The sequence below is a fragment of the Phenylobacterium sp. genome (assembly GCF_031425575.1).
GTDB lineage: Bacteria > Pseudomonadota > Alphaproteobacteria > Caulobacterales > Caulobacteraceae > Phenylobacterium.
Genome location: NZ_JANPJP010000042.1, coordinates 1 through 11,566, shown reverse-complemented (window position 1 = coordinate 11,566; position 11,566 = coordinate 1). Strand labels below are relative to the sequence as shown.

The window sequence follows — 11,566 nt, the reverse complement described above, 5'->3', positions numbered from 1 at the left end:
CCGTCAGCGTCGTGGTTGCCGATCACCCAGATCAGGCGGGTGAGGCCGGCCAGGGTCCGAAGCTGCTCGGCGTCGTCGGCCGCCAGCCGTTCCTCCGAGGCGCGGTCATGGAAGGTGTCCCCCAGCAGCACGACGGCGGCGGGACGTGTGGCGACGATCTCGGCGGTCAGGCGCCTCAGGGTGTCGCGGGTGTCGTATGGCGGCAGCATCTGGCCGCGGGCGGCATAGGCGCTGCCCTTCTCCAAGTGCAGGTCAGCCACCACCAGCATCTGGTCGGCCTCGATCCACAGCGCCCCGCTGGCGCGGAAGGTCACCGCCGCGCCGGAGAGGGTCGTGCGCAGGCCCCCGCAGGGGCTGGGCGCCCAGGCATACACGTGGCGGGGTTGTGCCAGGGCGCTCACGCGAGGGCCTCGGCGATCAGGTCGCTCTCCGCCTCAGCCAGGATCATTTCGCCGGCCGCGCCCGGTGTCCGCTCCTTGCCGATCTCCAGCAGGATGGGGACCGAGAAGGGCGACAGGTGGTCCAGCGCCGCATGGCGGATCTTGCCCTGGATGCGTGCCAGCAGCTGCCCCAGCCGCGCCACGTCGATCAGGCCGGTGGCCGCGTCCTCGCGGGCGCAGCGCAGCAACAGGTGGTCTGGCTGATGGCGGCGCAGCACGTCGTAGATGAGGTCGGTGGAGAAGGTCACTTGTCGTCCGGACTTCTGCTGTTCGCCTGGGAATCGCCGCTCGATAAGGCCTGAGATGATCGCACAGCCCTTGAAGGCGCGCTTCATCATGAAGCTCTCCGAAAGCCAGGATTCCAGGTCGTCGCCCAGCATGTCCTGGGCGAACAGTTCGTCGAAATCGAGTCCGTCCAGGGGGTTCAGCGCCCAGACCGCCACCGCATAGTCGTTGCAGACGAAGCCCAGGGGCGCGGCTCCCATCCGCTCCAGCCGCCTCGTCAGCAGCATGGCGAGCGTCGTGTGGGCCAGGCGGCCCTCGAAGGGGTAGCAGACGATGAAGTTGCGCTTTCCGCGCGGGAAGGTCTCCAGCAGCAACTCCTCCTCTTTCACGATCAGCGAGCGGTCCTTCTGGATCTCCAGCCACTCACGGACATCGCCCGGCAGCACCTTCCAGTGGGTCTCGTCGAACATCAGCTCGCGCACCCGCTTGGCCAGGAAGGTCGACAAGGCGAACTTCGAGCCGCCCCAGGAGGGCATCTTCGGGTCCTTGCCCATGGCCGGCCGCACCAGGACGTCCAGCCCCGTCACCGCCGCCAGGGACCAGACCTGACCCGCGAAGATGAAGGTGTCGCCGGGCTCCAGCATCTCGACGTAGCCTTCCTCCACCTCGCCGATCTTGCGCCCCCCGGTCAGGCGCTTGCCCATGGCGATGCGCACCGCCAGCACTGCGGGCGAGAGGATGGCGCCCACATTCATCCGGTGGCGCTGGGCGGTCGCCTGGTCGCGCACCCGCCACCGGCCGTCCTGGCCCTTCACGATCCGGCGGAAACGGTCATAGGTCTTCAGGGCGTAGCCGCCGGTGGAGACGAAATCGACCACCGCCTCGAAGTCCTCCCACGCCAGGTCGCGATAGGGGCCGGCGGTGACCAGTTCGTCATAGAGCTGCAGCAGGTCGAAGGGTTCGGAACAGGCGCAGCCCATGACATGCTGGGCCAGGACATCCAGCGCTCCGGTGCGCGCCGGGTCGCCGTCGAACTTGTTCTCCGCGATGGCCTCGCGGGCCGCCTGGCACTCCAGCATCTCGACACGGTTGGCCGGTACGAAGAGGGCGCGGCTCGGCTCGTCCAGCCGGTGGTTGGCCCGCCCGATCCGCTGCACCATGCGGCTGGCCCCCTTCGGCGAGGCCAGCTGGATCACCAGGTCCACGTCGCCCCAGTCGATGCCCAGGTCCAGGGTCGAGGTGCAGACCACGGCGCGCAGTTCGCCTCGCGCCATGGCCGCCTCCACCTTGCGCCTCTGCTCGGCGGCCAGGCTGCCGTGGTGCAGGGCGATGGGTAGGTCATCGTCGTTCAGCTTCCAGAGTTCCTGGAAGGCGAACTCCGCCTGGAAGCGCGTATTGACGAAAACCAACGCGGTACGGGCCTGCTTGATGGCCTCATAGACCTCGGGCATGGCGTGCTGGGCGGTGTGGCCCGCCCACGGAACCCGGCCCTCGGCCAGCAGCATGTCGACGATCGGCGCCGCCCCGCCGGGTCCGCGCACCAGGTCGACCTGGTTCGCCGCTTCCGGCGGGGCGCAGCCCAGCCAGCGGCGGATCACGTCGGGATCGTCCACCGTCGCCGAAAGGCCCACCCGCCGCATCCTCGGCGCGAAGGTCTGCAGCCGCGCCAGATCCAGCGCCAGCAGGTCCCCGCGCTTGGAGGCGTGGATCGCATGGATCTCGTCGACGATGACGCAGGCCAGGTCCTCGAAATAGAGCCGGGCCCCTTCCCAGGCGCAGAACAGGGCCAGCTGCTCAGGCGTGGTCAGCAGGATGTCCGGCGGCTTGATCCGCTGGCGCTGGCGGCGCGCCTGTCCGGTGTCGCCGGTGCGGCTCTCGGCGACGATGGGCAGGCCCATCTGGAGGATCGGCGCCATCAGGTTGCGCTCGACGTCCACCGCCAGCGCCTTCAGCGGCGAGATGTAGAGGGTGTGGATCCCACGCGGCGTATTGGCCGGCGGCCGCTCCGCCAGCTCGATCAGGCTGGGTAGGAAACCCGCCAGGGTCTTGCCGCCCCCGGTGGGCGCGATCAGCAGGGCGTCGCGCCCGGCGCGGCCCTTGGCGACCATCTCCAGCTGGTGCTCGCGCGCGCTCCAGCCGCGGTCTGCAAACCAGGCCGCGAACCTCGGGGGCAGGAGGGGAGGGGCGGCGCCCGCGTCTTCGGCCATCCCTGGCCCTATAGCATGTTCCCGTTCCGTTTCACGCGCAAAGGCGCTGGGTCATTGCCGGGGGGCGTCGGCCGTCGCGCCGCTCATCTGCGGCACATAGAGGCCGGTGGCGAACTTCGCCGCCATGCCCTCCACCCGCACGCGCGAGCCGTACTGGGCGCAGGGGTCGGGCTTGGCGATCTTGATGGGCTTGCGATCGGTGGCGGTCATGGCCTTGGCCGCGTCGTCGGCGAAGGGCTCGGCGAACTGCATGGCGTCGCCGATACGGCTCAGCGACGGATTGTCGGTCCCCACCGCCATGCCCTGGCGCGTCCAGGTGATGGCCGCCAGCTGCTTGCCGTCGGCGCCCACCATCTCGGCCTCGACCCCGAGGCCGCCCAGCGTGCCCGGGGCGCGCAGGCCGATTGGGCCGGGAATGAAGAAGCCCGCCGCCGCCGAGGCCGCCGAACTGACCCGCCCCGTCGGCCGCACATGGCTGAGGATGGCGCGGACCTTGGCGTCGGCGGCGCCGTCCGGAGCGGCGATCTCGTACCGCTCCGACATCTCGAAACAGAGCTGGGCGTCGATCTCCCGCAACAGGGTGGTGCGCTCAACGGGCGACATCCAGGCCGCCGCATCCTCGGCTGCCAGCGTCGGCGACAACGCCACGCTGCGGACCGCCGCAAGGGCCGCCTCGTCCTTCCGGTCCGAGACACTGGCGCGCACCGCGCCGGGCTTCACCGCAAGGCCGTCATAGGTCGACAGCATCCCCGTAGGCTGGGTGGGCGTGCTGCAGGCGGCGACCAGCCCAAGGAGCGGAAAGATCAGAAGGATTTTCATGTGGGGGATACGAGGCGCACAGACGGGCGGACGCGCAATGCCAATCATTGCCGCAAGCCAAATGCTCCACACCCGCGCCCGTTCCTTCGGCGAGGTTCACGCGCGGGCGGGGTTTTCCAGGCGGCTCATCCAGTGATCGGCGTCGTAGCTCGCGTCCCCGCTCAGGTGGCGCCACAGCTTGATGCGGTTGACGAACTCCAGCCGCCCGGTGTCCTGCTCGAACCAGGGCTCGGGCGTCATCAGGATGGATTCCACCGACTCGGGCTGGGCGCTCTTCACATAGAAGATCGGTCGGGGATTGGGCGGGGGCAGCGTCGCCATGTCCCACCGCCGTACCTGGGGCTCGCTGGGGTTCATGCGGATCTTGAACATGGTCCGGGTGCGGTCGGCGTGGTTCACGCCGCCGCCGTGCCACAGCCCGTTGTGCAGGAAGAGTAGGGTTCCGGCCTCGCAGACCATATGCTGCTGGCCGCGGATGTTCTGATAGCGCCCCAAGGCCACCTCGCTGACCTTGCGCAGGTGGGTTCCGGGGATGAAACGAGTGCCGCCCATCTCGCGGGTCACCTTGTGCGGGTAGTACATGACCTGCAGGTCGAAGCCCTTGGACGGGTCGGCGGTGGAGTCCTGGTGGGTGTGCTGGGAGACGTTCTCGCCGCCCCCGGCTTCGTGATAGGCCGGCGGGAAGGTGACGTGCAGGAAGTGGTGGTCGAACACCGGGTCGGGCCCTACCAGGCTCTGGATCGCCCCCTTCACCAGCGGCAGGTCCAGCAGGCGGCGGATGGCCGAGCCTTGCGGATAGGTGGCCGAGAGCGGCGCGCCCGCCGCTACCTCCGGGATTTCCGCCTGACCCAGCAGCTCTCCGAAGGCGCGCATCACCTTGCGGCCGGGCTCGGGCTCGGCGACCTCGCCGACCTCAGCCAGGAATTGGCGGTTGATTTCCTCGGGGACCACGCCGTCGAAGCGCAGGAAGCCGCGGGCCACGAAGCGGGCCATCTGCAGGGAGTTCAGCAGGACAGGTTGCTCGCTCACGGCGCCGTCTCCACCAGCTGTTCGAAGAAGAACTCGTATTTCAGATAGGCCAGGTCGAACTCCTCGCCGCGCGGGTGCGGCAGGATCTGCGAGGCCTGGAACAGCCGCCAGCCGTCACGCAGGGCGTCGGCTCCGGTCCGATAGGGCGGATCGTCATTGTCGCCCGCCATCGGGCGCGTCTCGCCTGTCCCGTCATAGACCGCCCAGGCGACCACGGGAGAATCCAGGGCCGAGTTGGCCAGATAGAGAACCAGCACCTTCTGGCGCGTCATGTGTCCCTCATCCCCATGCTGACGACAGGGTTCGGCGCCGACCATGAGCCAGGTCGTGGGCTATGGGAACGTCGATTTTCGCGTGAACGAAGTCCCATTGGGGTGACGACGGGGTAAGCTGTTCGTTCCCGTTCCGTTTCGCCGGGAAATCCGCTAGTCACAACCCGTGAACGCCCTTGCCCCGAGTCTCGATCTGGCCCCCGCCCTCGTCGTCTTGCCCGGCCCCCGCGCCGCGGCGGCCGATGCGACCCGCGCGGAGCTGATCCGGGCGCCGGAGGCTCGCGACCTCTTCGAGCACGGCCCGGTCCTGGTGGCCCACGCGGGCATGACCGCCAAGCGGCTGGGGGTGCATTCGCCAGCCCGGTCACAGGGCCTGTTCGATGCTCTGGAGCTGTTCGCCTTTGTCCGCCCCGCCCGCTTCTGCGCGCCCTCGGCGGCCGGCCTGGCCCTGGCGCTTGGCCTGCCCGAGCCCAAGGGGGCGGCGGAACAGGCCAAGGTGCTGCGCGAGGCCTGCCACGTCCTGCTGTCCGAACTGGCCCTGACGCCCGAACCCTCGCGCGAAGAGGCCCTGGCCATCGGTGAGACCCTGGCCCGCGCCGGCTGGGCCTGGGGCTCGGCCGTCATCGGGGCCCTGCGCTCCGCCCCCGTCGGCAACGCCTTCCGCGGCTCGGGCATGGACGTGTGGACCCGCGTGGCGGAGTGGGAGGAGCATGCGCCGCCCGGCGAGGCCGGTTCGCGGCCGATCGCGCCGGAGGCCGCGGCCCAGCGCCTCACTGACCTTTTGCGCCAGGCGGGCCTGGACGAGGCGCGGCCCACCCAGGCCGAGTTCGCCGCCGAGGCCGCCTTCGCCTTTTCGCCGCGCGAGAAGGAAGGCGAACCCCGCATGATGCTGGCCGAGGCCGGCACCGGCGTCGGCAAGACCCTGGGATATCTGGCGCCCGCCTCCCTGTGGGCCGAGGCCAACGGCCCCGCCGTCTGGATCTCCACCTATACCCGCGCCTTGCAGCGTCAGATCGAGCGCGAGAGCCACGCCATCTATCCTGACCCCAAGGTCCGCGCGAAGAAGGCCGTGGTGCGCAAGGGACGCGAGAATTACCTCTGCCTGCTGAATTTCCAGGACCAGGCCAACACCGCTCAACTCGGTGGGGCCGACCTGATCGGCCTGGCCCTGACCGCGCGCTGGGTGCGCGCCACCCGCGACGGCGATATGACCGGCGGCGACTTCCCGGCCTGGCTGCCCACCCTGTTCGCCATCCCGCCGGTGGGCCAGGCCAGCGCCGCCAACCTGGTGGACCGGCGCGGAGAATGCATCCACGCCGGCTGCGCCCACTACCGCACCTGCTTCGTGGAAAAAGCGGTGCGGGGCTCGCGCCGCGCCGACATCGTCATCGCCAACCATGCGCTCGTCTTGACTCAGGCGGCCTTCGACGGCGCCCGGGCCGCGCGGGGCTCCAAGGCCGACGGCGAGACCACCCAGGTCTAGCGCATCGTCTTCGACGCGGGTCCCCAGCTGTTCGACGCCGCCGACGCGGCCTTCGCCGCCGCCCTTTCGGGCGCGGAGTCCGCCGAGCTGCGCCGCTGGATCCGGGGGCCGGAGGGCCGGGGCCGGCGGGGCCGGGGCCTGGAGGCCCGCCTCATGGAGGTGCTGGGGGATCGCGACGACGCCAAGCGCGCCCTGGTGGACGCCACCCGCGCCGCCGCCGCCCTGCCGGGCGAGGGCTGGTCGGGCCGCGTGGCCTCGCCCAGCGGCGAGGTCAATCCGATGGGGCCCATCGAGCACTTCGTGGTGGCCATCATCGAGCAGCTCCGCGCCCGCGCGGCGCCGTCCGAGGTGGGCATGGAGTGCGCCGCCCGGCCGGCGCTGGACCTCGTGCGCGAGACCGCGCGCGCCGCCGCCTCGGCGCTGGCCGCCATCGAGGCGCCCCTGCTGGCCCTCGCCCGCCACCTGGAGGACGTGCTGGACGACGAGGCCGCGACCCTGCCGCCCGGCGACAAGGCGCGTATTGAAGGGGCCCTGCGCGGCCTCGACAGACGGGCGCGCATGACCCTCCCGGCCTGGCGCTCCATGCTGCGCGCCATCGACGAGGACGCCGAGGACGATCCCGATTTCGTCGACTGGTTTGACGCCACCTTCCTCTATGGCCGGGTGGTGGACGCCGCCTGCCGCCGCCACTGGGTCGATCCCACCGAACCCTTGACCAACGCCGTCATCGCCCCGGCCCACGGGGTGCTGGTCACCAGCGCGACCCTGGCCGATAGCACCCTGGCCGATCCCTTCGCTTTGGCCGAAATGCGCACCGGCGCCGCGCGCCTGCCCGACCGGCCCAAGACCCTGCGGCTAGCCTCGCCCTTCGACTACGAGACCAACGCCCGGGCCTTCGTGGTGACCGACGTCGGCCGCGACGACCCGCGCCAGGTGGCCGCCGCCATGCGCGAACTGTTCCTGGCCGCGGGCGGCGGCGGCGTCGGCCTGTTCACCGCCATCCGCCGCCTGCGCGCCGTCCACGAGCGGATCGCCGCGCCGCTTTCCGACAAGGGCCTGGCCCTCTACGCCCAGCACGTCGATCCCCTGGAGGTCGGCGCCCTGGTGGACATCTTCCGCGCCGAGCAGGACAGCTGCCTGCTGGGAACCGACGCTGTCAGGGACGGCGTCGATGTGCCGGGCCGGTCCCTGCGGCTGCTGGTGTTCGACCGCATCCCCTGGCCGCGTCCGGACATCCTGCACAAGGCCCGCCGGGTCCGTTTCGGCGGCAAGTCCTATGACGACAGCGTCGCCCGCAACCGCATCAGCCAGGCCTTCGGCCGCCTCATCCGCCGCGCCGATGACAAGGGGGTCTTCGTCATGCTCGACGCGGCCGCACCCACCCGCCTGTTCTCCGGCCTGCCGGAGGGGGTGAAGATCGAACGCCTCGGCCTGGTGGAGGCCATCGAGGCGACGGCGGAGTTCCTCTCTACCTGAGCCCTCCCCCTCGATGGGGGAGGGTTGGGTGGGGGTGCGCGCCGTCTGTTGGGGTGAAGGTTTCGATTGGGCGCAGAGCCGTCCCTCGCCCCTCCGTCACCTCAGCAAACTCACTCCCAACCCTACCCTTCCCCCATCGAGGGGGAAGGGAAGCTCCCGCCTCACGCCGCCCGCATCTGCTCAAACAGATCCGCCGGATAGGGCGAGACATAGAGGCTGACACCGGTGGCGGCGCGGATCGCCTCGGCGGGCTGGTCCCAGAGGCGCTCCCAGTCCAGGCCGATCAGCGGCGGGCTCTGTCGGCCGTGGGTCCAGGCGCTCAGGATGATGTCCAGGAACAGGGGCAGGGCCAGGGGCTGGCCCAGCGCGATCTTGCTGGTGACCATCCCCAGGAACATCGAAGAATAGTGGTGGCCGAACTGGGCCATCTGGAAGCCCGAGATCGCCACCTCGTGCAGGGCCGTGGTCCGGTAGCCGGCCAGGAGGTGCCATAGATCGTGGCACTGCAGGATGCGAGCGTTGAGATAGTCCAGCGGCGCGGGCAGGTCAGCCAGGCCCAGCGCTTCGCGGTCGAGAACCTCCAGGTCGAAGCCATTGTCGACGATCAGGCCATGGAACTCCGCTCCCAGCGATCCCGCCGGACAGCGGGCCAGGGCCTCCAGGGTGAAGGGCTTGGGATAGCCGGCGGCGGCGGCGGCGGAGACCCCGGGATAGAGCAGGGCGCACCTGGCCACCCGGCCTTGCAGGTCAGGCAGGGTTCCGGCCAGGGCGGCGGTGCGCACAGTGACCTCCCCGGCGTCTAGGTTGGCGACCGGGTCGTCCACGAGGCTCCAGAAGCCGTCCCAGAAGGCGGCGGGGATGGGTTGCGGGGCGCCTTGAGCCTCGATCATCGGCCCGCGCGGAGCGACCCCCAGCCAGCCCTCGGTGGCCCCGTCATAGACCAGGACCAGCTTTTCCGGGGCTGCGGTCGCGGCATGGACCAGCAGCGCCGCGAGATCGGCCTGGTCCGCGCCGCCGGTCCGGAGGGATGCGGCCAGCCTTTTGGCGTCGTCGCCGTCCCCACCTTCAATTACGCGGGCTTCGAAACAAGCACGCGTCGCCGGGTCGATCATGCTGGCATCCCTGGGACTATTTTTTCCAGGCAGCCTATCATTCCCATGCAGAAATCAAGCGGCACGTAGGGTTGTGTCGGCTGACACCGGTGTCATGATGCGCGAAGCGTCGCCAGGGAGGCCCAGATGCAGACGACCCGACGGGTCATTCTCGCCAGCATGGCCGGCGCCCTGGCGCTTCCCGCCACCGCCACCGCCCCGGGTCCCACCCGCGCCGACGTCCTGGCCGCCATGCGGCGCGCCACCGCCTTCATGACCGACAAGGCCGCCGTGCATGGGGGTTATGTCTGGTCATACCTGCCCGACTTCTCGCGCCGCTGGGGGGAGTTGGAGGCCAGCGCCACCCAGGTCTGGGTGCAGCCGCCGGGCACAGGCACGGTGGGCCACCTGTTCCTCGACGCCTATCACGCCACCGGGGACGAGACCTATTACGCCGCCGCCACCCAGGCCGCCGAGTGCCTGATGGCGGGACAGCTGCCCACCGGCGGCTGGAACTACCTGATCGACTTCGGCGGCGAGGCGGCCAAGGCGGAATGGTACGCCACCGTCGGGGCCAACGCCTGGCGGATGGAGGAATTCCAGCACGACTGGGGCAACGCCACCTTCGACGACGCGGGCTCGTCAGAGGCCATGCAGTTCCTGCTGCGCATGTACCTGGAAAAGCGCGATCTCCAGTTCAAACCGGCCCTCGACCGGGCGCTGGATTTCGTCCTGAACAGCCAATACCCCAACGGCGGCTGGCCACAGCGTTGGCCCGCCGGGCGGTCTTTCACCAAGCACGGCGCCGACTATACGGGCCACATCACCTTCAACGACGACGTGGCCGGCGAGAACATCAAGTTCCTGGCCATGGTGGCCCAGACCCTGGGCGATCCCCGCGTGGGCCCCGCCATCCGCCGCGCCATGGACGTCTTCCTCATCACCCAGCAGCCCGCGCCCCAGGCCGGCTGGGGCCTGCAGCACCGGGTCGACGACCTGAAGCCCGCCGCCGCGCGCAGCTATGAGCCCCTGGCCCTGACCACCCACACCACGGCGGTCAACACCGCCCAGCTGATGACCTTCTACGAACTCACCGGCGATCCCAAGTATCTGGCCCGCGTCCCCGAGGCCTTGGACTGGCTGTCCCGGGTGGCCCTGCCCAGGCCGAGGCCGGACGGCCGCACCCATCCGACCTTCCTGGAGATCGGGACCGACCGGCCGCTCTATATCCACCGGCGCGGCTCCAATGTGGTGAACGGCGCCTACTATGCGGATGGCGATCCGGCGAAGACCCTGGCCCACTACAGCTCCTTCCGGCTGGTGAAGCTGGACGAACTGCGGGCCCGGTACGCCGCGCTGAAAGCGACGCCACCGGACAAGGTCGCAGCCAACTCGCCGCTGATCCACAAAGGGCCCCTGCCACGCTTCTTCGCCAACCAGGATTTCGCCACGTCGGATCTCACCGGCGGCGGGACCATGGCGCCCCTGAAGGCAAGCCCCGAGGTCGTCGCCAGGCTGTTGGCCGACCTGAACGCGGAGGGCTATTGGCCAACCCCCCTGGTGGCCGCCAGCAACCCCTACCGGGGGCCCGGCCCCAAGACCCCGACCCCCGGCGACTATTCCCAGACCCACGTCGGCGACGCCTTTGACACCTCGCCCTATCCCACCGACACGCCGGTGATGGGCATCTCCACCTCGGCCTTCATCAAGAACATGGGGGTCCTCATCACCGCGGTGGACGGCGGCGGCGCCTGACCTTTCCTCCCCCGTAAACGAGGGAGGAAAAAGTCAGACCACCGCCTTCGAATAGAGGTTGATCACCAGCACGCCGGCCAGGATCATCCCCATGCCCACCACCGCCGGCAGGTCGAGCTTCTGCTTGAAGATCACCCAGGCCAGCAGGGTGATCAGCACGATCCCGATCCCCGACCAGATGGCGTAGCTGATCCCGACGGGCACCGTCTTCATCGACTGGGCCATGCAGTAGAAGGCCACCCCGTAGCCCCCCGCCGAAATGATCGACGGAAGGGTCTTGGAGAACCCGTCTGACGCCTTCAGCGCGGTGGTGGCGATCACCTCGCAGACGATGGCGATGGCGAGCCAGGCGTAGCCGTTCATGGGGTCGTCCTTCCGTCCGAATCGGGTGTCGCGGCCCACCGTACCCGGAACGCGCGCCCGCGGGTCAGGCGCGCGCCGCTAGCCTCCCTAGCCCGCCCGCGTAGCAGCGATGACCTCCCCCACCAGCCGGGCCACGGTCTCCATGTCGCTGGTCGGGGTGGGGGTGGTCCCCAGCCGCACCAACACCAACTCGGCCGACGGGACCACGATCATGTACTGGCCGTGGTGGCCGCGGGCCATGAAGGCGTCGGCTGGCATGCCCCAGGCGATGCGCCGCCGCGACCCGTCTCCCGCGCCCCGGTTGGTCCAGAACCCGGCGCCATAGCCCACGGCCTCGCTGCCGGGGGTGGGGCGGGCGGAATAGTCCGCCCAGCCCTTGGGCAGGATCTGTTGTCCCCCGACTTGG

The 11,566-nt window shown here is 70.0% G+C and carries 8 protein-coding genes and 2 pseudogenes; 2 read left to right on the top strand and 8 right to left on the bottom strand.

The window, feature by feature from the left end; genetic code table 11:
* The 5 genes from RMO97_RS02160 to RMO97_RS02140 form a co-directional block, all read right to left on the bottom strand.
* Positions 1–401: metallophosphoesterase (locus RMO97_RS02160; RefSeq protein ID WP_310538912.1), on the bottom strand; the 401-nt coding region annotated here is incomplete at its 3' end.
* Positions 398–2,872 carry a ligase-associated DNA damage response DEXH box helicase gene (locus RMO97_RS02155; RefSeq protein WP_310538911.1) on the bottom strand — a complete coding sequence of 825 codons (2,475 nt, stop codon included), beginning with the start codon at positions 2,870–2,872 and terminating at the stop codon, positions 398–400. The genes RMO97_RS02160 and RMO97_RS02155, both read right to left, overlap by 4 nt.
* A gap of 51 nt (positions 2,873–2,923) precedes the next feature.
* Complete coding sequence (locus RMO97_RS02150; RefSeq protein WP_310538910.1) at positions 2,924–3,691, bottom strand: DUF3313 family protein; 768 nt, start codon at positions 3,689–3,691, stop codon at positions 2,924–2,926.
* A 96-nt stretch (positions 3,692–3,787) separates the two neighbouring features.
* Positions 3,788–4,720, bottom strand: coding sequence for a phytanoyl-CoA dioxygenase family protein (locus RMO97_RS02145; protein WP_310538909.1), 933 nt, complete (start codon positions 4,718–4,720; stop codon positions 3,788–3,790).
* Positions 4,717–4,992 (bottom strand): hypothetical protein, encoded by a 276-nt coding sequence (locus RMO97_RS02140; RefSeq protein WP_310538908.1) that lies wholly within the window; start codon positions 4,990–4,992, stop codon positions 4,717–4,719. The genes RMO97_RS02145 and RMO97_RS02140 overlap by 4 nt, the downstream gene beginning before the upstream one ends.
* Before the next feature lie 214 nt (positions 4,993–5,206).
* On the opposite strand from RMO97_RS02140, the pseudogene RMO97_RS02135 reads away from it, so the two are divergent.
* Positions 5,207–7,951: pseudogene (locus tag RMO97_RS02135) on the top strand (ATP-dependent DNA helicase).
* A 161-nt stretch (positions 7,952–8,112) separates the two neighbouring features.
* Here RMO97_RS02135 and RMO97_RS02130 read toward each other — a convergent pair.
* Entirely contained in the window at positions 8,113–9,063 is a 951-nt protein-coding gene (locus tag RMO97_RS02130; RefSeq protein WP_310538907.1) for a Coq4 family protein, read from the bottom strand.
* A 126-nt stretch (positions 9,064–9,189) separates the two neighbouring features.
* On the opposite strand from RMO97_RS02130, the gene RMO97_RS02125 reads away from it, so the two are divergent.
* Positions 9,190–10,797, top strand: a complete 1,608-nt coding sequence (locus RMO97_RS02125) for a pectate lyase (RefSeq protein WP_310538906.1) — start codon at positions 9,190–9,192, stop codon at positions 10,795–10,797.
* A gap of 33 nt (positions 10,798–10,830) precedes the next feature.
* Here RMO97_RS02125 and RMO97_RS02120 read toward each other — a convergent pair whose 3' ends face one another.
* On the bottom strand, positions 10,831–11,160 hold the full coding sequence (locus RMO97_RS02120) for an SMR family transporter (RefSeq protein ID WP_310538905.1): 330 nt from the start codon (positions 11,158–11,160) through the stop codon (positions 10,831–10,833).
* Between the two features lie 87 nt (positions 11,161–11,247).
* Positions 11,248–11,566: pseudogene (locus RMO97_RS02115) on the bottom strand (hypothetical protein); the annotation flags it as partial.